The organism is Actinokineospora sp. NPDC051303 (assembly GCF_055586285.1).
This window is the reverse complement of sequence record NZ_JBVJIN010000020.1, coordinates 99,490-122,850: the sequence shown is the minus strand read 5'-3', so window position 1 is coordinate 122,850 and position 23,361 is coordinate 99,490. Positions and strand designations below refer to the sequence as shown.

Here is a 23,361-nt window from a genome sequence, read left to right as displayed (position 1 = left end):
ACCAGCGGCTCTCCCCGCCGGAACCCGCCGTACGGGCGGCCGATGGGGGCGGCCGGGTGCGCGCCCACAGGACACAGGCGGTCACCAGCGCCAGGGCTGCCGCCGGCCGCGGGCCACCACCGGGCCAGGAACGCCCATGTCGGGACCATGCCCACGTGGATCACCGCCGATCAGGACGCGGTTATGCTGACCGGCGCCTGCTCCATCCAGCTCGCCGGGCTCCTACGATGACGTCCCGTCGCGCCGCACGGTCGGCTGCCACCCGCACCACCTGGTCGGGCCCAGTCACCGGGCCCGTGGACCCGAGCCCGGCCGGCCACGGTAAGCACAAGAAGACCACCGGCGAATGCGGCGGCACGGCACTGGCGGCGGTTCAGGACTCGGTGATCGGTGCGCTCGGCGTCCTAGCCCTGGGTGGCGACGAGGTCTCCCTACATCCGAGCACCTGACGCCGTCCTCAGTCGACGGCGGGGAGGGCAGGCCGACAGCCTCCAGATCAAGGCGGAGAAAAGCGCTGTGGCGTACGGTTTCCGGCGGGATACTCTCGATCCGTACTTCAACTCGAACGTCGTCAGGGCACGGGTGATCGGAGGCGTCGGGTGAGTTCGGCGGGCGCGGCATTGACGGAAATCTTCCGCGAGACGCTCCAGTTTTATGGGACCGCGGAGGCGATCAGGGCTGTTCCCGACGCCGAATCGGTGATCGCGGAGCGGTTGGAGCGGGCGTGGCGGGCGGGGGATTGGCTGGAGTTCGAGCGGTACACCTTCGCCGCGACCGTGCGTCCGGTGCCTTCGGCCGTGCCTTGTCTGGCGTCGGCACTCGGCACCTACCGCCATGGGATTGATGACACCCCGTACCCGCATGGTCTTGTGGCCGAGGCGCTCGGGGCGTCGAAGTCCGTCGCGGCGGTGCCCGCGTTGGCGGAGGCGCTGTGGTCGGGCTGGCCTGCCTGGGACATCTGGTTCTTCGTGACCTGTGTGCAGGCGCTCGGCGAGATCGATGACCCGATTGCGTGGGATCAGATCGTGCGGGCGGCGGTGCTGCACGACGTGCGCGTGCGATACGAGGCGTTGGGGTATTTGGGGGTGGAGGACGGGGTGTGGGATCGGCTGGAGGATCTGCCGGGCTGTTTCGAGCAAACCCGGCCCGCCTTGTCGCTGGATGGCTGGGTGGCGACCGACGGCCTGGTCGAGGCTCAAAAGATCATCGGCCGAGTGCGCGGGAACTCCGATTCGATGACGCGGGTGGACGTCGTGCTGGCGGCGGACCTGGAGCAGTGGCCCACCCCCGTCACGGCCCCGACCGTCGGCTCGAACATCACCGACGTCGACTACCGCCATGTGGTCGTCGGAGCCCCACTCGACACCGCAGCCCCGGTCCTGGACCAGGTCCACGCCGCCCTCATCGCGGCCCAGGACGCCCTGGCAGCCGACTTCACCCTCCAACTCGCGATCATCAACCTGGTCCGTTCCATCATCTGAACACCCACACGACTCCCCACAACCGGGACCGGGTGACCACGCCGTCTCTCCGGGATAAAACGCCGACGCGATCGCGCTCCGCGGCGCTTCCACCCCGCAGCGGATGCCAACCGAAGAGGGTTCACCGGGGACGCCGCGTTGACGGCCTGAGGGAAGTTGTGCGCTCGCCGCGCTTCCTGATAGCCCGGTTGCGCGCGTCCCGTGCGGCCTTCACCGCGATGGCCACGAAAACGACCGCAAGTGCCAAGAGAGCGAAGACGATCGGATTGACGTAAGGGCGAACCAGGTCGTATCCGGCGCCGCACTTCCGGCTGACCGGAAAGAACGTCAGCCCGCCGTACCGATCATCGTAGTCACGCTCGCGGACGAACGCGCAGTGCTCCTCCACATCGAGGGCAAAGGTGTGCCACAGCCCCCACGAGTACATCACCGCGGTGCCGCCCACCGACCACATCGCGCCCAGCACCCACCGTGCCGCCGCCGCGGGAACTCTCCCGCCGATGATCACCCACAGGAGAAAACCCACCCCGATCAGCACCAAAGGCAACAGGACGAACAACACTACGACCACAGAGCCTATCGCCCCTTCCGCGTTCAGCACCCCGCCACCGCACGGCGCGCGTTCTCCTGACCCGACAACAGGCCCAGCAAGAGGTCCGCATACCCCTGCAAGGACGGGTTCAGCTTCTCAGCAGGCAACGACCCAGGCGGGAACGAGTCCCCGAGACCCCCAGGCGCAGGGTGTTCAGGACTGGGTCCAGTTCGGGGCCGCCGCCGACCAGCATGGTCTTGGCCGGCACGACGGCGTCGGCCGCCCTGCCGTTGTGTCGGACGGTGAAGAAATCTCCGAACCTGCTGAGGTGGCCGGTGCCGCCGATGTGATCGCAGATCGCCGCGTTGATCTGCACGCCGCCGCGCACCTGCTTACCGATCAGGAGGGCGTCGACGTCCTCGATGAAGTCCGGCAGCGAGAACGGCGCCAGCCGCGACATCTGGTTCGCGAACTGTGAGTGGATGGTGATTCGGGTGGGCGTGTTTATTCCTCATTGGTGATGTCGGTGAGGCTGGCGTCGGCGAGGTGGTGGCTGATGGAGTGCGGCAGGAGGTAGGCGTGGCCGCCGCCGGGTTGGTTGTGCCAGGGGATTGTTGTTCCGGCGAGAACGCGCAGGTCGCGGGTCACTCGGTAGCGGTGCGGGCGTGAGGTTTCGTGTTCGGCGCGTAGGGACATGTGGGGGAAGGGGGTGTTGGGGGTGAACACCAGGTTTCCGCCGGGGGCGCCGTGTCGGATGATCTCTCGGCCTGCCATCAGCACTGCCATGCGTTTGTGGGTCAGCAGAGTCAGGGGTGGTTCGCCGGGCAGTGGCTGGATGGGCCAGTCGTTGAGGGCGGCGGCGGTGTTGGCGTCGGGGCCGCCCGCGCGGAGGCGGGCGGGCAGGATGGTCAGTGTGCCCAGCAGGTAGGCCCCGGCGTCGAACAGGGTGGGGAAGCGGCGAGCGGCGAAGACTTGTCCACGTTCGTACTGGGCGACTTGCCACTGGTCTCCGGCGCGTTCCAGGCACCAGCTTTCATCGGCTGGCCCGTCGAGGCTGTAGGCGCGGGGGTTGATTCCGGCTTCGGACAGGGCCAGCGCGATCTGGGTGAGGTCTTTGTGTTCGTCGTCGGACAGTGGGGCGCGTGTCTCGGGCGCGGACTGGGGCACTTCACCGGTGAGTGCGGTGTGGGCGGCGGCCGCGGTCGCGGGGTCGACCGGGGGCGGGGTGAAGTTCGCGGCGCGGATGTGGTCGACGAGTTCGGGCTCTGGCGGGATGCCGTGCTTGGCCAGGTAGTGCGGGATGGACGCCGGCCACAGCCAGGCGCCGTCGGTGTGGAATCCGGCGGGGACGTCCGGGGCGTGATCGGGTGCGAACAGGTCGACGTCGTGGCCGCGGCCGCCGAGCACGACGAGCGCTTCGTTGAGGTAGCGCAGCACGCCCGCCACCTCGTCGGCGGGGACCGGCGGACGGGTGACCACGGGGCGGCCGTCGGGTTCGCGGCGGTCGAAGACCCGGGCCTCACGGAACCGGGCGCGGGCGTCGAGCACCTGCTCGACGTCGGGCACGATCGCCCGCATCCAGGCAGGCACGTGTTCCGGTGATCGCGGGAACCGGCGCAGGTCGTCCAGCACGGCGGGACGGGGCGGGGTGGTGTGCCAGCCGGGGTCGTCGAAGGTGTAGGTCGTGGTGGCGCGCAGTGGGAACTCGATGATCGTCTGCGCGCCCGACCACGGGCCCTTGCCGGGCTGGGCCATTCCGGCCCGCAGCGCGGCGAACTCGTCGGCAGCGGCGGCGGGCGGGTTCCACGGGCGGAGCTGCCCGTTGAGGCTCAGCACCTGGCCGCGCAGCTCCACGAACGAGCCCGCGGCCCGGTAGCCGACGCGCAGCTGGGTCCAGTCGCTGGGCGCGTGCGCCACCAGAAGGTCGGTGACCCGCCTGCTCAGCTCCCGCTGCTCGACGATGCCCGCGGGCTCGGTGCCTGCGGCGAGCGCGGGCATGCCGAGCCTGCGGCGCAGCCAGTTCGGGATTTCCTCCTCCGGCCGGGGGAAACGCGCGAGATCCCGCCGTAGCACCTCGTCGGGCACCGGCGGGTCCCAGCCCGGGTCGTGCTGGAAGTTGTAGAACACGTGGTACTCGCCGGGCGGGTTCATGACGAACCGCGCGGAGAACCACGCGCCCCGCTCCCGCCGGTACATCAGCTCGCGCAGCGCGACGAACGCCTCGGCCGCTTCGGCGGGTGGCTCGATCCGCGCGGATGTGCCGTCCGTCATCAGCACCACCAGGCCGAAGTCCTGGGCGCTGGAGGCCAGGGTCGCCACCAGGTCCAGTCGGGCCCACCCCGGCGGGGCTGCCGACAGCAGGGCGATCCCGATGCGCTGGACCAGCTCGTCGTACCGGCGGGCCTGTTCGGCGTCGGACACCGTGTGGTCCGCGTCAGACATTGTCGTATCTCCTGAGCTTGATCCGGGGGGCTCCGCTGGGGTCGACCATCACGAAGCGGGAGTGCACCTGGTGCGGGACCGCGCCGCCGTCACCTTGGAAATCGTGCCATTCGATCCGGGAGCCCGCCCGCTGGTCCCTGGCGGCCCGCATGTCCTGGCCGTACCAGGTGTCCCGGTTGTTCGGCGTGCCCCGGCCCTGGTTCTGCGTGGTGAGTTGCGGGAACTGGCCGACGGCGTCCGGGGTTGGCCGGGTCACCTGGTTCGGTTTGATGTGGCCGCCGTCGTAGCCCTGGCCGCCCACGGCGCCGACGATGTCCTGCGACCACTGGCTGCGGGTCTCGCGCCTGCTGGGGCCGTAGGTGCGCTCGTCGGTCGCTTCCATCGCGATGCCGTGCTCGTTGGTCACGATCACATAGTCGCCGTCGAGAACGTACTGGCAGTCGGGATGGAAGTTGTTGAGGTCGGGGTTGGCGTTGTCCCGCACCCCGCCTGGGCTGGAGTCGGCTTCCACCGCCACCACCCGGCCGAATCCGTCGGCGTCCGGGGGTCCGGTGTAGAACGTGCCGCGGCCGGGGACGTCGAACTTGGTGTTGGGCGGCAGGTTCGTCCGGTCGCTGAACGCCTCCCGGGGCTGGAGCGGCCCGAGCGGGTCGCCCGGTGGCGCCCCCGCGGCGGGCACCCGCACCGGGGCGTCCGGGTTGTCGGTATATGGCTCGACCCACTCCCGGTACCGCGGCGGGAACCCCTGGTCGTCGGTGGTGTAGCGGTGTTCGGCGCCGTCGACGTCGACCCGGTAGGTGGTGTTCGGCGCGGGGTAGTCCACATCGGGGTTGGCGCCGTCGCGGGTGTTGGGCGACTCCAGGTCGGCGTGCGTGATCACGCCCCGGTTGTCGGTGTAGTACGTGCCCCGACCGTCCACACGGTACGCCGTGTTGGGGGTGAGGCCTGGCCTGCCGATGAGCCGCTCGTCGGCGGCCAGCGGGCGCAGCGGGTCGCCCTGCCTGGCCGGGTCGGCCGCACCCCGGTCGTCCACCGGGATGGGCACCGGATCGTTCGGGTTGCGCACCCGCGGTGGAATGAAGTCGGACTGGACGAGCCCGCGCGACGAATCCACCTGAGTGTCCGATGTGGACATTTCGGTGCGACTGTCCGGTTGGTCGCCGAAGGGCAGCCCGCCCGACCCTGTCGGGGTCATGTCCCCGGTGGGGGAGAAGGAGTTCCAGCCACCGTCCGGCGGAATCCTCGGATACGTGCGGCCGTCGGCGTCGACGTAGTCGGCGCTGGTGGAGTACGGAATGGTGTTCCGCTCACCCGACCAGGCGCGCTCAGTGGGCGCGATGACCGTCGCCCCGGATTCGCGCGCCAGGTCGGCGGCGAGGCCGTCCGGGTTCCGTCCCGCCTCGCACCCGTTGAGCAGGATCGGGTCCGTGCCGTTCCAGCCCAGCCCCCTGGCGAGAGCCGCCAGCTCGGCGCCGCCGAGCCGTTGCCCGCCGACGATCGCGTTCGTGCCGTCGCTGTGCGCGTCGAGCACGAAATGGCCGGGGATCGGCGCTACCGCGTTCGCGGCCTGCCTGGTGCGCACGTCCGACGGGTCGAACAGCGCCCCGCCCGCCGGAGTGGCGAACCCGTTCGCCTCGGCCAGCGACCGCAGTCCGTCGGGGACCGAGGCCAGATCAGGCGTCCGGTCGGCGTCACCGGGAGCGGGGGGCTCGCTGTCGGGCGGTGTGCCCTGCGCGAGGGCGTCCGGTGTCGGTGTGCCGTGGGTGTCGCCGAAGTCCGCGGGCAGGACCGGGCTGCCCGGCGGGGCGACGTGCACCTCCTGGATGACGCCGTCGCTGAGCAGGTGCTCGATGGTGATGTTCTCCGGCAGGGTGAACTGCCGCCCGCCGCCCGGCTGGCCGAGCGCGGGCGCCACCTCGGCCAGCTCGCCGCGCAGCCCGCCAGGGTTCGCGACGACGTAGACGTGGTAGCCGACCTCGGCGTTGTCGGGGAAGATCGCCCGATCCCGGTAGTGGTACGGCTGCCCGTTGGGGTCCATCGGCGACAGGAACCGCCCGGTCTCCCCGCCGAACCGGTCCAGCACCGTGCCTACCGGCAGGGTGACGTCCCGCTGCGATCCCGGGACGGCGCCGCCGTGCGGCGGCCACCGGTTGGTCCGGAACGTCCCGTCCGGCCGGTGGTGGCGGTTGAACTCGTCCCGGTCGCTGTGCGACCCCCATGGGCTGTGGTCGCCGATGAGGTCCCGGGTCCGCTGGTCGTAACTGCCCATGCCGTTGGAGCGGTCCCCGCCCATGGGGATGTACTCGCCCATGTCGGCGAAGCCGTGCTCACCCTGGCGGGTGCCCAGGTAGGTGAGTGGGACGCCGTTTTCGTCGACCCGCGGCCCAGGCGTCGGCGCGGGTCCTTCGTCGCCCCCGGCGCGGGAGACGTCGGGGCTCCCGGCGCCGGAGACGTCGGGGTCGGGCGCGGGCCCGTCACCGGCCTCCCCGGCGATGTCCTCCGGCGCGGCCCGGTCCACGTCGCCGAGACCGTCCGGCGCGGAGCGGTCCGAGGTGTCCGAGCCTGGCCCGGATCGTTCGGCGCTGTCCGCGGGCGGCGCGGTGTCCGACCGGCCGGTGACCTCCGGGCGGGTGCCGTCCGGTCGCCCGGTGGTGTCCACGCCGCGGGTGTCGGACCGAGCGGTGGTGTCGGGGCGGCCGGAGTTCGGCAGGGTGCTGTCGGATCGCCCGGTGGGACCGGGACGGCCGCCGTCCGGCAGGCCGGAGGAGGGGCGGTCGGTGTCGGGTCGGGTGTTGCCCCCTCGACCCGTGGTGTCCATGGTGTGGGTGTCCGGTCGAGCGGGAGCATCGGGACGACCAGCGTCCGGCCGCCTGGTGTCGGGTGTCGGGCGGTTCGCTTCGGGGCGAGGGCCGAGGTCCGGCCTGCCCGGGGCGTCACGGCGCCCGCTGTCAGGCCCGGTGTGGTCAGGGCGCGGCCCGCCCGCGTCGGGGCGACCGGGGGCGGCCTGCTGGGGCGCGCCCGCCATCGGCGGACCGGTGAACGAGGTCGGTGAGCCGCCGCGCTGATCCTGTGGGGTGCCGCTGTCGGCGCGTCCTGTGCCCCCGAACGCTTGTGGGACACCGGAAACGCTCGGCGCCGCGGTTCCCGCGTGACTGCCGGGTGTCGTGCCCGGCCCGTCCGCGCGGGATGGACCGCCTGCCGTGCCGGGACCACCGAACCCGCCCGAGGGCGTGGGTCCGCCCGGTCCGGTGTTGCCGGCGGGGCCGTGCACCGGGCCTCCGGTCGCTCCGGGTCCGTGCGGACCGCCGACCGGAGCGCCAGGTGTGGCGGCGCCGCTCTGCCCGGGGGTTCCAGGGCCAGCGTGCCCACCGGCGGGGCCAGGACCGCCGAGGGTGCCCGTCGAGCCCGGGCCGCTTGGGCTGCCAGATCCACTCGGGCCACCGGTCGCGCCAGCGGTGCTGGGTCCGCCGGTGTGCGGCTGTGTGCCGGGCATGCCAGACGTTCCGGGGCTGCCGCCGCCGGGGTTGGGCGCTTGGCCTGCCTGCCCGCTGGCCCCCGGACCACCAAGCGCGCCGGGGCTTCCCGACCCGCCGGGACCACCAGGTCCGCCAGGGGCGCCGGGCGTGTTCTGGGGGTTTCCGACAGGCCCCGGTCCGCCGGTGCCTGTCGTGCCAGGACCGCCTGAGCCAGGAGACCCGCCGCCTGCCCAGTTGGATGATCCTCCGGCGCCGCCAAGGCCAGGGGATCCCGTGCCGCTGGTGCTCGGGCCGCCTGCCGGAGCATGCCTGCCCACGTCTGCCTGCGCGGAACCCGTCGGACCGAACCCGGATGGGCGCGAACCGCCGCCGGGCGCGCTTGCGGACGGGCCGCCACCCGACGGCGCGCCACCCGAAGGCGGGCTTCCGGCGGGCGGGCGTCCACCTGGCGAGCCGCCCGAAGACCCGCCGCCGCTGGGCGCGCCCGCGAACGGCATGGCGCCGCTGGAGGGCGAGGCGCCCGACCCTGGCGATGACAACGGCGGTGCGCTCGGCGTCGGTGGGGCGGTGGTCACTCCGCTGGCCCGAGTGTCCCCGCCCTCGCCCACGGTGGGGATCGTCGGCGTCCTGGACGGCGCCGCCCCCGCCGGAGGCCCGCCGGACGGACCACCCGATGGGGCGCCGGACGGCGGGGACGGCAGGGAGCCGGGACCGTCACCGAGGTTCGGCGACGTCGGGGTGTTGTAGTGCGAGGTCGCCCCGCCGACACCACCGGACACCGCGCCGGAGGAACCGCCCCGGAGGATGTCGCCCGCGGTGATGTCCTCGCCGGTCACCGCCGCGTTCAGCACCGTGGAGGCCGCGCCCTCGGTGGCGCCGCGGACGGCGCCCTCGACGGTGCTGCCGCCGAGGCCGGTGGCCCTGGTCGGGATGAAGTCCATACCGCCGCTGACCAGACCCGAGATAGCGCCGGAGAGGGCGGCGCCGCCCGTCTTGCTCCAGTCCCAGCTCTTGCGGTCGCCCTTGGCGAACTGGATGCCCTGGATGGCCGCGTCGATGGCGACCTCGGTGAGCACCTCGCGCAGGATCGCCGTGATGAGCTTGCGGAAGATCATCTGCACCGTGACGCGGGTGGCCGCCTGGGCGATCGGGATGCCCGCCGTGGACGCGCCGAAGGTGCCGAACGCCGCCGCGACCAGGGCCGCGATCTCGATCGCGAGCATGATCAGCGCGGCGATGATGGCGTACTTGGCGTACTCCACCTCCAGCGCGCAGTTGTCGCACGAGTCGGCGAGACCGTCACAGGATTTCTTCAGCGTGACCAGGTAGGCGTCCGCGCCCTCGACGAACTTGCCCCAGTACTCCTGGAACGCCTGTGCCGCATCGCCTTCCATGCCGCCGAGCGCCTGCGTGGCCGCGTTCCCGGCCTGGGTGATCACTTCATCGATGTCGGCGGACGCCACCCGCCACGCCTCGCCGAGCGCGCGTAACTTGTCCTCGTCACCTTCGGGCCAGCTCTCACCGACGACGATCGGGAACAGCCAGGTGATCTCCGGTGGGATCGTGATCGACACGGCGCCCCTCAGCCCTGCATGGCGGTGAAGCCGCCGCCGCTGTTCTGGTCGGTGTCCTGCTGGCTGGCGGCGGTCTCGTCCAGCGCGGTCTTGATCGCCTGGAGGGCCTCGCTCAACTTGGCGAACGCCGCCACCGTGCTGTCCGCGGCGGGCACGTAATCCTTGGAGAACGTCTGCCCGGACTCGTCGCCGCCCCAGCAGGCGCCTTGCGCGGAAAGCGCGCTGGAGAGCGTGCCGCCCGCCTCGCTGAGCATGTCCCCGGCCACACCGAACCCACCGGCGCCGGAACGCACCTGGTCGAGCCGGATCTGGAAACCGCCGGTCACCGCGAGCCGTCCTCGAACACGCCGCCGAAGCCCTCGTCGTCATCCTCGGCCACGTGCCTGGCCCGCCGAGGCCCCTCGGCACTCGGCGCCGGAGGCGGTCGCAGCAGATCGCTGAACGACGGGGCGCCCTCGACCAGGTCGGCCAAGTCCGTCTGGCCCTGCAGCGGCGCGAGCACACCCTCGACCTGCTCCCGCGCGGACCGGGCAGCGGCCTGCGCGGTCTCGACCACCAGACGAGCCAACTTCTCCGGCGTCGACCGCTGGAACGCCGAAGGGGAGAACCGAACGTCCGTCACCACCCCGGCCGGATTGACCTCGACCTGGACCACCCCATCCGACGAGGTCGCCAACCCGGCCACCGCGGCGGCACGAGCCTGGGCCTCGGCCAAGTCCGCGGTCCGGCGACGCAAATCGGCCATGAGATTCTCGACGTTCTCCCGCATGGCCGCGTTGCGTGCCTCCAACTGCGCCTTGCGCTCAGCAGCGTCGCTCACATGTCCCCCTCCCGGATCGACTGAAGGACACCCCTCCGACGCCCCCAGCCCCGATCCGGATCCCGAAAGTTGCCTCAAATCTAGTACCTGATCATCCGACCGGGTGAAAGGGCCGGATCGACAAGACCGCCCCACACACCGAGACCACGCGCGGCGGCCACAGGCCTCGCAGGCAACCACGAGCAACCTGTTGGGGAGCCTGCCGTATTGAACGGGCTACCGAGCCGACCTGCACCTGCCGTCCGAGTAACGCTCTGACCAGAGGAAACAGAGAATCCCTTGCGTGTGTCGGTGCGGTTGGTGCCGTCGGGCACACTTGGCGTCCGGTCAAGTAAGCACAACTCGCCAGTTTCGCTCCTGCGAGGCGCTGGCAGCTCGTGGCCATCGGGCGTTCAGCTCACGCAGCAGTGCTCTGGCCTCGTCGAGGCAGAGCTCGCTCAACTGGGCGAGCGCTCTGGCGGCCTTGAACCGGATATGAAGGGGGCAGTCCACCCGCCGACGCCACGCCCCCCGTGGCATCACGCCCAAACCGGTCTGCGCCTGCACACACGGAGGGTTATTCAGAAGTCGATCATGCCCTTGAGCAGGGCAACAGCCCCGCCGGTAGGGTCGTGTCCTTCCACAGAAACGATCTTTGGCGGGGCTGTTGCGGTATCAAAGTACTACCGGTCTTGATCACGATCAGATCAGGGATCTGGTGGCCCGGGTTCATGACCGGTTGGGGCCCGGCCCGGTGCGGGGGCGGAAGCCGGTGTTGGGGTTGTTCCGGTCGGTGGTGGCGGTGTTGGTGTTGTTGCGGTCGAACATGTCCCAGACGCTGGCCGGTGATCTGTTGGGAGTCTCGCAGCCCACGGTCTCGCGGGTGTTCCGCCGTCTGGCCCCGGTGATCCGCGCCGTGCTCGATGAGCATGTGCCGGACCTGGGGAGGTGGTGGCGGGCAGGGTGGTGATCGTGGACGGCACCCAGGTGCCCACGTGGGAATGGGCCGCCCAGCAGGGCAACTACTCCGGCAAGCACCACCGCACGGGACTGTCGGTGCAGGTCCTGTCGGACCTGCGGGGAGGGCTGCTCGCGGTCTCGGCCCCGTTGCCGGGGCGCACTCATGACCTGACCGCGTTCGCCGAGACCGGGTGGGATCACGCCCTGGCCGGGGTCGACGTGCTCGGTGACAAGGCCTATCACGCCCCCCACGTGGTGACCCCCGTCCGTAAGGAACGCGGGCGACCGTGGAACCCGGTGCAACGCGAGGCCAACAAGTCCCACTCCCGACTCCGGGTACCGGTGGAACGCTGTATCGCGCACCTGAAGAACTGGAAGATCCTGGCCACCGGCTACCGAGGTCGCCTCGTCGAGCTCCCCGAGGTGATCGCCACCATCACCGCCCTGGAGTTCTACCGCCTGGGCTGGACACCACGTTGTGAATAACCCAAACGGTCTGGAAGAGCACGACCGCGACAGCCAGGAATGCCACGGCCTGATCCTGCACAAGAACGTGCGGTCCGCGAGCGGCTTCCGGCATAGGTGAGCACTGTCGGCGCAGGCATCTTCCGCGATAGTTGTGCATCGGCCCTGGTTCCTCTGGTGCTTGTTGTGGCGAGGTGTTATGGGTTTCGGGTGTGTCGAGTGCTTGGAGCAATGCGGTGCCGCGGTCGGTTGCCGCAGGGGCTGAGCGACGGTCGCGCGGTGATAGAGGGCCTCGCAGAGGTCGGTTTCGAGGCGCCGGAGCTGGGCGCACGATCGTGGCCTGTTGACGCCGAGCTGGTCCGCTGCGGCGTCGATCGTTGGCCAGCGAGCCGTCAGCGAGTACCGCCCGTTCCGCCGATTTCCCGGCGCGCCTCGTCGATCAGCCAGCTCGCCTCGATGTCGTGGCCGAACGACACCATCTCGTCCAGTTTACGCCAGTCGGCGTCCAGGAACACCCGAAGCGAACAGCGGCGCGGGTCGTAGAGCAGGACGCGGAGGGTCTCGCACGGCCGCGACGCGGCTGGCCACCACTGGGGACGGTGCCACCACGTGATAAGCGTTCAACGCTTCCAGCACGTGCAGTGGGTGTTCATCGTGGCCTCGGCCAGGTGCGCGCCGCCTAGATAGGCGTTGGGCCTGGGCACCCAGGCCTGGTCGAACTGCTCTCGGTACGTATCCCTGGCAGGGCGAACCCAACACCGGTCACGACATCGTGCACCTCCGCCGCCCTGGCCGGGCCCCGGTGGCGCGGTGGTACTCGTTGAACGCTTAGAGCGCGAATGCCTGGGCGTAGACGTGCTTGTCGGTGGTAAATGGTTTCCGTTGCCGTCAGCCGAAGTACTCGTCACGCTCGTGAAAGTCGATCGGATAGCCTTCTGCGGTGAGGAAGCTGAAGCTCTGCGGCGAACACCTCTCTCGCCCCACAGACCTCCAGCCACGTGGTCATCGACGCCGAACCACCACAGCCGAACCGGCATTGCCTGATTTGCAACAGTGCAGTCCCGGTCCGCCGAAAAGGCGCACCGCCTACCTTGCCAGTGGACTATCATGGAGCGGTTTCCGGGAGGTGGCCGTTGCTCCAGAACATGCTCGCGGTCGGGGTCTTCGTCGTCGGTGTGGTTATCGGCGGCGTGACGAACGTGTTGACCGGCCGGTGGAACTGGTGGCTGTTCGCGCTCGGGCTGGTCTTGGTGCTGCTTGGTGTGGTGCTGGTGTGGCGGCAGGCGTCCGGTGGACGTGCGGGCGTCCGGCAGCGGGCGTCCGGCAGCGGGCGCATCGCGCGCAGCCCGATCCGCGTCCCGCGCGGCGCGGACGTCGAGCAGTCTGCGCGCGGCAAGTCCGTGATCGACTCCAGCGGTATCACTATCGAATGAGACGCGCGCCGGGCATCGCGTCCCTGCTCGACCGGTTTGACGGCGGTAGCGGCCGTCGGCGATCCCGTGCTGCTGCTCGACCCCGTGCTCTACACCGACGTCGTCCACACGGTGCGCAAGGCCAAAACCCGTGAATCGGCCGTGCGTTACGCGCGTGACCACTGGGACGACGGCCGCCACGTGTTGATCTCGGTGGACCCGGCCGCGTTCGTCGCGGGAATGCGATCCAACCCACCGGGGTTCACCCGTTGGGTCGCCGTGCCCGGTCCGACGTCCGCGCCAGCCGACCCGGCGCTCGCCGCGTTGCACTTCGCGGGCTGGCTGTCGTGGTACCGGTTCCTCGCGCTGCGCGGGGAAACCCGTCTGCCCGACTTGGACTCGGCGTTGACTGCGTTGCGCCCGTTGCCGCCAGCGGCGGCGCCCCGAGCCAGCTGCGACACCTGCTCGCGGGCGCCGACCGATCCGCGCTGCTGCACGAGGTGGACGCTGGCGCCTTCGACGGTGACCCGCCGATCGTCGTCCAGCACGGCGACGGAATGCCGGAGGAGGCCAAGCTCGCCTTGGCGATCTCGCTGTCGCAGCAGGCGTTCGTGCTGATGAACCGCTACAAGCTCGCACACGACCCGGCCGAGCGCGACGAGGCCCAGCGGCTGCTGCGCTCCGCCGAGCGGTTCTTCCCACCCGACGACCACGGGCTGGCGATCGTACTGCTCAACAGCTCGCTGCTCGCCCTCACCGAGAGCCGGTCGACCGGGCGTCCGCTCCGCCCCACGGCCGTGCGCGACCGGGCCGCGCTGGTCCTCGGCTTGGTCCTGGCGGAGGTCGCCGCGTGGGCGGGTGATGTCGACCAAGGCCGCGAGGCGGTCGCGCTGCTGCGGTCGGTGCGGCCGTCGGCGGCAGTCGAGCCGCTGCTGCCCTCGGTCGCCGCCGCCTTGGCGGACCTGCGCGGGCTGCTTAGGGACGAGGCAAGCCCCGACACCGCGTGGATCGAAGGGGCGGACCGGGAGGTCGAGCGGCCCCATCGGGTGCGCGAGGCGGTGTCGGCCTACGGGTTGGCGCTGCGCGAGCACACCGCCGAACGGGTCACCGCGGCCGTCGCCGCGCTCCGGGTCGGCGCTCCTCGACCCGGGTCCGGACTGGGAAATGCGTGAGGAGCTGGAGCGGATGCTGGCCGATGCCCTCATATACCGCCACCGGCTGACCTCGGACCTGGACGCGCTGTACGAGTCCGTGGCGTTGCGCCGCTCCCGCGTGCTCGCCCGCGGCCCTAGTGTGGACGAGGTGCTGCGCGCGGTCGAGCTCGCCCAGGGCTTGGCCATCCTGCACGACGCGACGGGTGACCCGGCCCCGCTGGACGAGGCCATCGACCTCATGCGCGAGAGCGCCGACCAAGCCCTCGGACCGCGGGAACACGCGTTGTGGCGCCTCGACCTGGGAATGGCGCTGACCACGCGGGCCGAGCGCACCGCCGACCTCGCCGAGTTGACTGAGGCAGTGGACCTGCTGCGCGAGGCGGCCGCGGCCGTCGCTCCGCGCGCACCCGTGGCGCCCTGGCCGAGGCGTTGGGCAAGCGGTACCTGCTCGACCACGACACCGATGCGCTCGACGCCGCTCTCGCCGCGGCCCGGGCGGCGCTCGACGCCGCCGACCCGACCGACGCCGAGTACCCGACGTACGAGAGCGACCTAGGCGTGCTGCTGGTGTGGCGCGCCCGCGCAGGCGGGTCGACCACACTCGCCGCGGAGGCAGTCCGGTTGCACCGCGGCCGTCGCCGCCACCCCACCCGGACACCGGGCGTTGACGCGCAGGCTCTACCACCTGGTGGACGCGCTGGACCTGACCGGTGGGCCCGGCATCGTCGAGACCGCCCGACGGGCGGTGGCCGCTGGCACGCCGGGCGACCCGGCGTGGGCGGCCGCGGTGCTGCACCTCGGTGAGCACCATGCCACCCGCGCGAGATCTACCGGCGGGCGCTGCGCGACCTGGATCCCGACGACCCGAATCGCGCCGCAGTGTTGGTCCGACTGGCCGAGGCCGAGCCGGGACACGCCGTCGAACTCCTGAGCGAGGCCGTCGCCCTGCCCGGTGCACCAGCGGCCAACCGCACGTTGGCAGCGAGCAGGCTGGGCGCGGCGGCCGCAGCCGCGGGCGACACCGTTCGTGCCCTGGACGCGTTCGCCGCCGCGCTGGACGCCGTGCCGCCTTCGCGTGCTCGCTCCTGGCGAGACTCCCTGGTCACCTCGCGGGCGCTGGCGGCCATCCCGGCCGATGCGGCCGCATGCGCACTCGCAGCGGGCAGGCCGCAGACCGCCGTGGAGTTCTTGGAGCACGGCCGGAACCTGGTGCTGGGTCGGGAGCTGGAGTCCGCTGCGGACACCGCGCTGATCGAGCAGCACGACCCGGACCTGGCCACCCGGTTCACCACGACGAGCGCCGAGCTCGGCCGCCTCCGCGGCCCCGGCGGCGACCCGGCCCGCCGGGCGCGGCTAGCCTTCGAGGTCGACCGGCTGGTGGCACGCGTGCGCACCGAAGTTCCGGGGTTGGAGAGCTTCCTCGAACCACCGCGCTTCCCCGACATCGCCGCGCAAGCGGCGGAAGGGCCGCTGGTGTACCTGACCGCGAACGCCGACCGGTGCGCCGCCATCGCCGTCACCACCGCAGGCACCGAGGTCATCCCGCTGTCCACGGACGAGCCCGAGGTAGTGGGTCGGGCGTCGTCGAGCGACGTCGGCGCGGTCCTAGACTGGCTGTGGGACACGGTGGTGAGCCCGGTGCTCGACGGCCCGGCCCGGGTGTGGTGGCTGCCCGGCGGCGACTTCGCGCGCCTGCCGCTGCACGCGGCGGGCCCCGCCCTCGACCTGGTGGTGTCGTCCTACGCGACCACCGCGCGCACCTTGGCCACCGCCCGCCGCACGCGCCCCACCGCCGATCCGCGCATGCTCCTGGTCGCCTTGCCGCGCACCCGTACGCGACGGACCTGCCGGGTGCGGCGCGCGATGTCGAGCACTTTGCCCGCAGACCGGGCACCCGCACGCTGGCCGGTGCCGCCGCGACCCGGGCCGCTGTGCTGGCCGCTGGCCGATGTCGATCAGGTGCACTTCTCGTGCCACGGCGAGGTCGGCGCGCTCGACCCGGCCGACAGCAGGTTGCTGCTGCACGACCGGCCGCTGACCGTCGCCGACATCGCCGGGGCCAAGCCGCCGACGGCGCACCTAGCCTACGTCGCCGCCTGCTGGTCCGCCGCCCGCGCCGACGAGGCCACCCTGACGGTGGCGTTCCATATGGCAGGTTACGCCCATGTGATCGGTGCTCTGTGGCCGGTCGACGACCCCACCGCCAGCGACCTCGCCGGCGACTTCCACGACGCGGTGCGGTTCGTGGGACCGGCACAGGCGCTACACGACGCGGTGAACGGGCTGCGGGTCGCGTACCCGGACCAACCGCGCTTGTGGGCGGGGTACGTGCACGCCGGCCCGTGAACGTCAGAGACGGGCGAGGTCCAGCACGGCCGATCTGGAGATCACGCCCGGTCGCGCGCCCAGTTCGGTCTGGAGATCGCCCGCCACGCGCAGCAGATGGTCGCTCTCGGCGCGGTCGCCCGACCGCAGCGCCCACCCGAGCAGCGCCGACGCGCGCATCCGCGCCCAGCTGCTGTGGGAGCGCGCCGCGTCGTAGGCGGCCCACAGGACGCCAGGGTCGCCACCGTCGAGCACCTCCATGGTGGCCTGGATGAGCCGCACGGCCACGGCTTCGACGGCGTCGGTCGCGGCGAGGACCGCTTCGGCGATCCGTGCCTGGCCCTGCGCTCGCCGGCCGGTGAGGAACTCCGCGCGGGCCAGCACGGCCACCGTGTCCACGCTCCACCGCAGCTCCAGCGCCGCCGCCGCGTCGCGTGCCGCGTCCTCCGGCGCGGAAGCCAGCCTGCTCCGGGCGCGCTGGTTCAGCGCCCTCGCTTCCCCGTCCACGTCGCCGGCCGCACGGAACAGCTCCAGCGCGCGGGTCAACGCCGACTCCGCAGTGGCTGTCGGGAGTCGTTCCCCCGGATTACGGTTGGTTGCCACCTGGGCGTGATCATGTGCCTGCCACAGGACGAGGTTGGCTTCCGCCTCGCGTGTCCGGTCGCTGAGGCGGGCGAACGCCTTCGCCGCCGCCTGCGCCTGGGCGAGCGCGTGCTCCGCCTGCCCCCGCTCGAGGGTGATGCGAGCGCTCAGGAGACGGGCGCGGGCCACGACCGCGGGCGCGGGGCCCGCCGCCGGCTCGTCCTCCACCGCATCCAGGGCGACGTCCAGCCACGTGTCCGGGTCCTCGGCCACCGCCGCCGCCCACCCCACCTCCGCCTCGGTGTCACGCAGCCGCAGCCGGTGGTAAGCGACCTCGGTCTTCCGATCCACCGCCGCGAAGTACGACGCCGCCCGCTCGTGCAGGTCCCGCAGCCGAAGCGGTCGGTGAACCGCGAGGTGGGCCAACAGCGCCGATCGCACCGTCGGGTGCACGCTCAGCGATCCGTCGTCGTCCTCGCGCAGGAACGAGTACCCGCGCACCGCGGCCAGGTCCGCCTCCGCGAGGTGCGCCAGTAGCTCTTCGGTGACGCGCCGCGGCACGGCGGCGGCCGTCACCGCGGCGACGCGGTCGGCAGGCAGCCTGCTCAGGAACTCCCTCGGCAGCCACCGCCGGATGGAGGTCGTGCCGTCACCGGGCCGGCCTCCGCCCGCACCGAGCACGTGGGCCAGCATCGCCGTCCACAGTGGAACGCCGTGGCACCGCCGGTGCACCGCGCCCGCATGCGCGCGGTCGACCCCGCACGAGGCCAGGTAGTCCGAGGTGTCCTGCGGCGACCACTCGACCAGCTCCACGGCGAACCAGGCCCCCACGGGGCGTTCGCGGCCCGCCAACACCACTCGCAGCCCCGGCGCGGCGGCCAGCAGCCGGGGCAGCACCCGGCCTGTGAACCACGGCAGCAGTGCGCCCGGCCGCAGGCCCAGCCCGGGCAGCGCGGCCACCGCGTCGTCGAGCAGCCTCAGCAGCTCGCAGGTGTCCAGCAGCAGCAGTCCTGCGGGCACCCGTCCCACCAGGTCCACGAGCGCGGCTACCGCGGTGTCCCGCCGGTCCGTGCCGACGCCGTTCACGGTCACCGGGGCGTTCGACACAGTCGCGCCCAGGGAGGCCGACACCCTCACCGAGACGGCCGCAGGCGGGGCCCCTGCGGCGTGGAACCCGGCGAGCAGCCGGTTCCGCTCGTCAGACGGCGCCCATGACGCGAACGCCTCGGCAAGCGCGTCGAGCAACGCGGCGGCGACATCGTCGGCGCTCCGGCCCGCAGCGGCGTCGGCGGCCGAGACCAAGTCGGCCACGTCGACCAGCTTCGGGTTGCCGGGGAAGGTGTCGCGGACATGCCGCAGCAGGCTGCTCTTGCCCTGTCCTGCCATGCCCCACACGGTCAGCACCCGCTCAGGCGGGGTGGCGGACAGCAGCGACCGGACGGCGTCCTGGGCCGCCTGCCGGTCGGTGAACCGCACGGGACCTCCCTGGTGGCGCACGTTCAGCCTAGCGACAGCGCCGAACTGCGCCGATACGTGGCGAGGTGATCTCGTCCGAGCTCGCTGCCCCCGCCGAGAACGCCGCCGATGTGCTGCTGGCGCTCGACCCGGCCGTGGGCGCGCTGGTAGTGCGGAGGTTGTAGCCTGACGGGGGCGGTCCCAGACCGCGCCCCGAGGACCGCCCCGAGGTGTGGTCTGAACGCTTCGAACGCCTGCTCGCCGCTGGCGACGCGACCGCCGTGGACCTGCGCCGGGAACTGGCCGCCGCCCGCTCTGCCCCCATCCCGCCGGTAGCGCACGTAATCAGCCGCCTGGTCGGCAGGCACGACGAGATCGACCGGCTCGCGCGGGCACTGTTCGCAGGTGGTCGCGTCACGGCCTCGGGACCACCGGGCACCGGTAAGACCGCACTGCTCGACGCGGTCGTCGCCGCCATCGGCCCGGCATTCCCGGGCGGCTGCCTGACCGCTCGCGTGCCCGGCCCGGCCGACCGCGGCGCCAGGCCGGTCACCGACGTCGTCCTTGACCAGTTCGGGTGGACTCCGCGTCCGCCTCGACCGCTGCCGACCGCACGCTGCTCGTGGTCGACGACGCCGGCCCGGCGGAGCTGGCACCGGTGCTGCCCGACGGCCACCCGGTGCTGCTGGCGGGCCCCGGGTGGCGACGGGCTGCCCGTGCTGCGCCCGGCCGACGTCACAACCGTCCTCGTCGACGCGATGGGCCAAGCCGATCCGCGCCGGCCGCGCCGCGAGGCGGCTGACGAACTCGCTGCTCTGGCCCGCGCGTGCGCGTATGTGCCGGGCGCGTTGCGGATCGTCGGGACCGTCCTCGGTGCGCGTCCCGACCTGTCCGTCCCGGACGCGACCGCGGCGGTGGTCGCGGAACGACACCCGAGGACCCCGCATCGGCGCGCTGCGCTCGGCGTCCACCTTGGCTTACCGCACCCTGTCCGCGGAGGACGCGCGACTGGTGCGCGTGCTTGCCACAGCCCCGGACCTCACGGTCAACGCGGACATGCTCGCGGCACTGGCCGACCGCCCGCACGGACAGGTCGCCGACGCCATCGCGCGCCTGGCCGGGTTCGGCCTGCTCACCGCCCGCACGTCCGGTCCTCCTGGCCACCGCCTCGCGCCACCGGTACGCGACCGGGTCGTCCCGACCGACGAGGACCGCGCCACCTCCAGCCCCGCAGCCTTGGTCGCGCTCTACGACGCGGTCGTGGACCACGCTGCGGGCCTGGTCACGGGCAGCGCCGAGCCCGGCCTGTTCGAGGACGCCCCGACCGCCCTGCGTTGGCTGCGCGGCGAGGAGGTGACGCTGGTCCGGGGCGCGGAGCTGGCCGAGCAGGTGGACGCGGATGCCGCTGTGCGCCTGGTCCTCACCGCGCGGAGCCTGGTCACGGCCCCGACCGAACTCGCGCTGGCCCAGGTTGCCGCCCGCGCGGGCGCGCGGTCCACGGACGTCGAGATCCGCTGCCTGGCCCAGTACGCGCTCGGTATGGCCCTCTGGGGGCCAAGGACCTCACCCGCGCGAACGAGGTGTTCCGCGCTACCCGGGACACGGCGGCCGAGCACGGCGCGTCGTCCTCAGTGGTGGCGACCCTCGTGAACTCGCACGGGCTGGTACTGCTGCGCGACCTCGGCAGGCACGACAAGGCGGTCGCCCTGCACCTCGACCCGGGCGAGCGGACCGACAGTGCCGTGGCCACCGACAACGCGGGCATCGCCCAGCGTGTGTCGGGCGACGCGGTGGAGGCGGCCCACGCGCACGAACGCGCCGCTCGCCATTCCGCGCCGACAGTGACCGTGCGGGAGAGGGGCAGGCGTTGGCCAACCTCTCAGTCGCCCTGCGCCACCAGGGCCGCCTTGACAAGGCGCTGCGGGCGGCGGACGAGGCCGTGGCCCTGCTGCGCGCCGTCCCTGGCGAGCCGCAACTGGCACTGGCACTGATGAACCGCGGTCTGGCGTTGATCGAACTCGGCCAACCCGACCTAGCTCTCGCCGCTCTGGACGAGGCCACCGCCCACGCAGCGGACGAGGGCCAGGAGCAGTGGCGGGGCATGGCGGCGAGCAACGCGGGCGTCGCCCTGGTACGGGCGGGCATGCACGCCGACGCCATGGACCGCTATCGGATCGCCTTGCGCGCCCTGGTCCACTTTGGTACCGCGGACCCCCTGCCCGAGGTCGTCGCGGCATGGGCCGCGTCCTGCGTGAGTGGATGTACACCGCGCCGACGGCCGAGATTGCTCGGACGCGACCCGCGCCACCCCCACCTGCGAGGGCCGTTGGGCCGAGGTGCGCGACATCAGCCACACGATCGGGCTGATGTCGCAGAGTCGTCGCCCGAGGAGTCGGTCCGCACGCTGCTCACCGTCTTGGAGCTGGATCGCGCCTGAGATGAGCAGCAGTACGAGCGGCAGACCCTGGCGCTGCTGGGCGTGGTGGTCGGCAAGGCGGGCGACCTCGACGGGTCCCGGGAACTGTCCGGCTGGGCGATCGCCCTGGCGGTCGAGGCGGGTGACCAGTTGGTCGAGGCCAGAGCCCGCCAGAACCTGGCGACAGCCGATGCCGTCGCCGGGGATCCCACCGCCGCGGCAGCGGGTTTCGAGACGGCGGCAAAGCTGTTCGAGCAGTTAGAGGAGCACCACTCGGCGGCGGTGTGCCGCTTCGAGTCCGCGTACCTGCACGGTGACCTCGGAGAGGTGAGCACGGCGATCGCGGCGGCAACGGCTTCGGCGGCCAACTTCCGCAAGGCGGGGAACGAGGACGGCGTCCGCTCGGCGATGAAGGCACTGGCTCGTTCGTTCCCGTTCTCGAAGTTGGGATAGCACGCCTGCAAACTGGCACGAACCGTGGCGGGAAGCTGAACGGCACCGTCCAGTCCGCCAGGCGCCCGTTGCACGACCCACGAGATCGCCGACCGGCATCAGCAGGCCACCGGCTGGCGCAGTCCACAGTGGATAACCATTGACGAGCAATTGATGTTCGTCCTCCACGAGAGCGCGGTCTCGACGACCGACAGGTAGCCGACCCACCCTGCCCGGATACAGTCTGAATGCACGATCCGCGCCAAAGGTCGACTCCGGCCTGACGCAGCGGGTTCATAAAATATTACCGATGCTTTCGGCACGACCACAGATGTCGACCCGCACGACATCGAGCGCGTTCCGAACACCTCGGCTCGCTCGACGCCGGAACGAGGTCGACAAGCCATACCTCGCTGCGGCCCCAGCGGTAGCGATCCGTTACAGGGTTCACGAGGACCGCTCTGATCGCACACCAACCCGATGCTCGCTACGAGAGCGGCTCGCTGCGCTGAGAGTTCGCCAAACGTCCGCTCATCGGCATGAGAGTGTGTGGGTTCCCTGTCGACCGGGTGGCAATGGTTCGGCTGCGTGTTGGCACTGGGCATTCCCGTGCCGACGCCAGCTGCTCAGCCTGCGGCGCGGGACGACGTCCGTCGAACCTGAGCAAATGCTAGTTCGGTGCTCAAGCCACACGGAAATACTCATCTTGCTGCGGAAGCTACACTTACTCGCGAGTCGTCGGGCGGGTCGCTCCGGCGTAGCCGTCGCCGGTGTGCCGGTAGTTGTCGATTTGCACTGGTTGGCCAAAGGTCGGGTCGTTGATCATGAGTTCTGCTCCTAGGTAGAGGCCGACGTGGTGGATTGTGGTGTTCGGGTCGCCGTAGAAGACGAGGTCTCCGGGCAGCGGGGGGTTGTCCTGGGGTGACCTGGGTCCGGCATGGTATTGGGTGTGGGCAGTGCGGAGGACGGTGATTCCGGCGGCGTAGGCGGCGGTGGTGAGTCCTGAGCAGTCGAAGCCGCCGTCTTGTTCGCCGTTGACTGGCGGAGGGGACTTATTCCGAGGGTGCTCCATTCCTCCGCTCGGTTTCATGCTGCTGTCCCTTGTGGTGGCTTTGTTGCGGCGAAGTAGTGTCCGATGGGTTGATCACCAAGCTGGGGAGCTGGCTGGCAAACTCCGCGACAAATGCGGAAGTCATATGCCGCTTGCCTCAGTGGGCACGCCGAATGAACCGAGGCCATATGCCGTTTGCGACGACTCGCGGCCTCCGTCCGTCTTTCTGCCGTTCGACGGAGCGGTAGAGGTACGTCAGCATCACGGCACTCCCATGTCATGCCGGGTGGAGCTAGCCCCTGCATGGCTGTCGGAGTCACTCGCCCAGGCTTTATCCTTAAGAGGGCGGGACTTCCCCGTGGCGTAACAGCCTGTAGCCCGACGACAGGAGGAGATGTACTTCACGCGCCGTAATGGGAATGCTATCCTCGCCGCGGCGACGCACAACGGAGAAGAAGACTCCCTCATTCTTGCAGGCAACGATCTGGCCGTGAACAAGGAAGGGCTTGTCGAGTAGTCGCTGTGCGGGAATGATGATAGCAAGCAGAAAGGATTCGATGCCGACAGCGAATTTCTCGATCGTGAGCCCTCGAACTGGAGGGTAGACTCGCGTGTCGAGAATCTTTTGATAACGATCTGCGTCACAAAATCGGCGAGGCAGTGGCGTGATTCGGTCGGCTACATCTCTCCCGCCACGTTTTTCGGTGCGAATACCAACAATAATGACTGCAGTGGATTCGGAATTCGCAAATCGTGCGACATCCTGAGCCAGTTCCACCTTTCCATCCGCGGACTCTAGATCCAC

General features: G+C 71.2%; 22 protein-coding genes and 1 pseudogene. 12 read left to right on the top strand and 11 right to left on the bottom strand.

The window, feature by feature from the left end; genetic code table 11:
* Positions 1-227: 227 nt before the first annotated feature.
* Both ACZ6SD_RS17695 and ACZ6SD_RS17690 read left to right on the top strand, forming a co-directional pair.
* On the top strand, positions 228-449 hold the full coding sequence (locus tag ACZ6SD_RS17695) for a hypothetical protein (protein WP_465318005.1): 222 nt from the start codon (positions 228-230) through the stop codon (positions 447-449).
* Between the two features lie 150 nt (positions 450-599).
* On the top strand, positions 600-1,481 hold the full coding sequence (locus ACZ6SD_RS17690) for a HEAT repeat domain-containing protein (protein WP_465318004.1): 882 nt from the start codon (positions 600-602) through the stop codon (positions 1,479-1,481).
* Positions 1,482-1,602: 121 nt separating this feature from the next.
* Here ACZ6SD_RS17690 and ACZ6SD_RS17685 read toward each other — a convergent pair whose 3' ends face one another.
* From ACZ6SD_RS17685 to ACZ6SD_RS17660, 6 genes are all read right to left on the bottom strand, one after another.
* Positions 1,603-2,082, bottom strand: coding sequence for a hypothetical protein (locus ACZ6SD_RS17685; protein WP_465318003.1), 480 nt, complete (start codon positions 2,080-2,082; stop codon positions 1,603-1,605).
* A 79-nt stretch (positions 2,083-2,161) separates the two neighbouring features.
* The gene (locus ACZ6SD_RS17680) at positions 2,162-2,473 is read right to left on the bottom strand and encodes a hypothetical protein (protein ID WP_465318002.1); all 312 of its coding nucleotides are present in this window, start codon (positions 2,471-2,473) and stop codon (positions 2,162-2,164) included.
* Positions 2,474-2,517: 44 nt separating this feature from the next.
* On the bottom strand, positions 2,518-4,455 hold the full coding sequence (locus tag ACZ6SD_RS17675) for a TNT domain-containing protein (protein WP_465318001.1): 1,938 nt from the start codon (positions 4,453-4,455) through the stop codon (positions 2,518-2,520).
* Complete coding sequence (locus ACZ6SD_RS17670) at positions 4,448-9,505, bottom strand: WXG100-like domain-containing protein (protein ID WP_465318000.1); 5,058 nt, start codon at positions 9,503-9,505, stop codon at positions 4,448-4,450. Before ACZ6SD_RS17670 ends, ACZ6SD_RS17675 begins: the two co-directional genes overlap by 8 nt.
* 8 nt (positions 9,506-9,513) lie before the next feature.
* Positions 9,514-9,831, bottom strand: coding sequence for a WXG100 family type VII secretion target (locus ACZ6SD_RS17665; protein ID WP_465317999.1), 318 nt, complete (start codon positions 9,829-9,831; stop codon positions 9,514-9,516).
* Positions 9,828-10,325, bottom strand: coding sequence for a YbaB/EbfC family nucleoid-associated protein (locus ACZ6SD_RS17660; protein WP_465317998.1), 498 nt, complete (start codon positions 10,323-10,325; stop codon positions 9,828-9,830). The genes ACZ6SD_RS17665 and ACZ6SD_RS17660 overlap by 4 nt, the downstream gene beginning before the upstream one ends.
* 697 nt (positions 10,326-11,022) lie before the next feature.
* Here ACZ6SD_RS17660 and ACZ6SD_RS17655 point away from each other — a divergent pair.
* Positions 11,023-11,274 carry a transposase family protein gene (locus ACZ6SD_RS17655; RefSeq protein WP_465317997.1) on the top strand — a complete coding sequence of 84 codons (252 nt, stop codon included), beginning with the start codon at positions 11,023-11,025 and terminating at the stop codon, positions 11,272-11,274.
* Between the two features lie 2 nt (positions 11,275-11,276).
* The gene (locus tag ACZ6SD_RS17650; RefSeq protein ID WP_465317996.1) at positions 11,277-11,750 is read left to right on the top strand and encodes a transposase family protein; all 474 of its coding nucleotides are present in this window, start codon (positions 11,277-11,279) and stop codon (positions 11,748-11,750) included.
* A gap of 371 nt (positions 11,751-12,121) precedes the next feature.
* Here ACZ6SD_RS17650 and ACZ6SD_RS17645 read toward each other — a convergent pair whose 3' ends face one another.
* Entirely contained in the window at positions 12,122-12,244 is a 123-nt protein-coding gene (locus ACZ6SD_RS17645; protein ID WP_465317995.1) for a hypothetical protein, read from the bottom strand.
* A gap of 630 nt (positions 12,245-12,874) precedes the next feature.
* Here ACZ6SD_RS17645 and ACZ6SD_RS17640 point away from each other — a divergent pair.
* Positions 12,875-13,162: a hypothetical protein gene (locus ACZ6SD_RS17640; RefSeq protein WP_465317994.1), complete on the top strand. Its 288-nt coding sequence runs from the start codon at positions 12,875-12,877 to the stop codon at positions 13,160-13,162.
* A gap of 146 nt (positions 13,163-13,308) precedes the next feature.
* Here the strand turns inward: ACZ6SD_RS17640 and ACZ6SD_RS17635 are convergent, their stop codons facing one another.
* Positions 13,309-13,638: a hypothetical protein gene (locus ACZ6SD_RS17635; protein WP_465317993.1), complete on the bottom strand. Its 330-nt coding sequence runs from the start codon at positions 13,636-13,638 to the stop codon at positions 13,309-13,311.
* 3 nt (positions 13,639-13,641) lie between these two features.
* Between ACZ6SD_RS17635 and ACZ6SD_RS17630 the strand changes: the two genes are divergently transcribed.
* From ACZ6SD_RS17630 to ACZ6SD_RS17615, 4 genes are all read left to right on the top strand, one after another.
* A complete protein-coding gene (locus tag ACZ6SD_RS17630; protein WP_465317992.1) occupies positions 13,642-14,313 on the top strand; it encodes a hypothetical protein in 672 nt (223 codons plus the stop codon).
* Positions 14,306-14,851 (top strand): hypothetical protein, encoded by a 546-nt coding sequence (locus ACZ6SD_RS17625; protein ID WP_465317991.1) that lies wholly within the window; start codon positions 14,306-14,308, stop codon positions 14,849-14,851. Before ACZ6SD_RS17630 ends, ACZ6SD_RS17625 begins: the two co-directional genes overlap by 8 nt.
* A 108-nt stretch (positions 14,852-14,959) precedes the next feature.
* Complete coding sequence (locus ACZ6SD_RS17620) at positions 14,960-15,226, top strand: hypothetical protein (RefSeq protein WP_465317990.1); 267 nt, start codon at positions 14,960-14,962, stop codon at positions 15,224-15,226.
* Complete coding sequence (locus ACZ6SD_RS17615) at positions 15,175-16,641, top strand: CHAT domain-containing protein (RefSeq protein ID WP_465317989.1); 1,467 nt, start codon at positions 15,175-15,177, stop codon at positions 16,639-16,641. The genes ACZ6SD_RS17620 and ACZ6SD_RS17615 overlap by 52 nt, the downstream gene beginning before the upstream one ends.
* A gap of 3 nt (positions 16,642-16,644) precedes the next feature.
* On the opposite strand, the gene ACZ6SD_RS17610 is transcribed toward ACZ6SD_RS17615, so the two are convergent.
* Positions 16,645-18,678, bottom strand: coding sequence for a hypothetical protein (locus ACZ6SD_RS17610; RefSeq protein WP_465317988.1), 2,034 nt, complete (start codon positions 18,676-18,678; stop codon positions 16,645-16,647).
* A gap of 852 nt (positions 18,679-19,530) precedes the next feature.
* On the opposite strand from ACZ6SD_RS17610, the gene ACZ6SD_RS17605 reads away from it, so the two are divergent.
* From ACZ6SD_RS17605 to ACZ6SD_RS17595, 3 genes are all read left to right on the top strand, one after another.
* On the top strand, positions 19,531-20,307 hold the full coding sequence (locus ACZ6SD_RS17605; protein ID WP_465317987.1) for a hypothetical protein: 777 nt from the start codon (positions 19,531-19,533) through the stop codon (positions 20,305-20,307).
* A 217-nt stretch (positions 20,308-20,524) separates the two neighbouring features.
* Positions 20,525-21,094, top strand: coding sequence for a tetratricopeptide repeat protein (locus ACZ6SD_RS17600; RefSeq protein ID WP_465317986.1), 570 nt, complete (start codon positions 20,525-20,527; stop codon positions 21,092-21,094).
* Between the two features lie 42 nt (positions 21,095-21,136).
* Entirely contained in the window at positions 21,137-21,526 is a 390-nt protein-coding gene (locus tag ACZ6SD_RS17595; protein WP_465317985.1) for a hypothetical protein, read from the top strand.
* 703 nt (positions 21,527-22,229) lie between these two features.
* On the opposite strand, the pseudogene ACZ6SD_RS17590 reads toward ACZ6SD_RS17595, so the two are convergent.
* Positions 22,230-22,541: pseudogene (locus tag ACZ6SD_RS17590) on the bottom strand (C40 family peptidase); the annotation flags it as partial.
* 352 nt (positions 22,542-22,893) lie between these two features.
* Positions 22,894-23,334: a hypothetical protein gene (locus tag ACZ6SD_RS17585; protein WP_465317984.1), complete on the bottom strand. Its 441-nt coding sequence runs from the start codon at positions 23,332-23,334 to the stop codon at positions 22,894-22,896.
* Positions 23,335-23,361: the final 27 nt, after the last annotated feature.